This window comes from Mycolicibacterium tusciae (assembly GCF_002086795.1).
GTDB lineage: Bacteria > Actinomycetota > Actinomycetes > Mycobacteriales > Mycobacteriaceae > Mycobacterium > Mycobacterium tusciae.
In genome coordinates this window covers 1-436 of sequence record NZ_MVIM01000064.1, presented here as the reverse complement: position 1 = coordinate 436, position 436 = coordinate 1, and the positions used below count along the sequence as shown (strand labels likewise).

Genomic DNA, 436 nt, shown 5'->3' with positions numbered 1-436 from the left:
GGAGGCAACGTAACCCCAGCCTTCTGATACGACTCAGACACCGACGAACCCGCCAACGCCGCCCGCACCGCCTCGGCCCCCACAGGCGACCGCGCCTCGGTCACCTCACCACTAGGCAACGTGATCTCGGTGGACTTCGGCGGCTCCACGACCGGCGGAACAACGCCAGGCTCACCACCAGGCGCACCATTAGCGCCAGCTGGCGCAGTACCTGCGTCCTGCTCGCCGTCACCGCTCTCGCCGTCGCCGCCTTCGTCCTTGAGCCCGGCTTCCTCGAACTCAGGAGCCTCGGAATCCTTGTCGTCAGCCTTATCGTCAGGCTCATCGGTGAACCCCAGACCTGTTCGCTCAGGATCAGCCAGCCCCGCCAACGACGACGCCAACGGATCAACGAACCCCGCACCCGGCAGCCCGCCGCCCCCACCACCAAACGGAG

The 436-nt window shown here is 67.2% G+C and carries 1 pseudogene; it reads right to left on the bottom strand.

Going from position 1 to position 436, the window contains the following annotated elements:
• Positions 1-436 (bottom strand): annotated as a pseudogene (locus tag BST47_RS30875) (hypothetical protein); the annotation flags it as partial.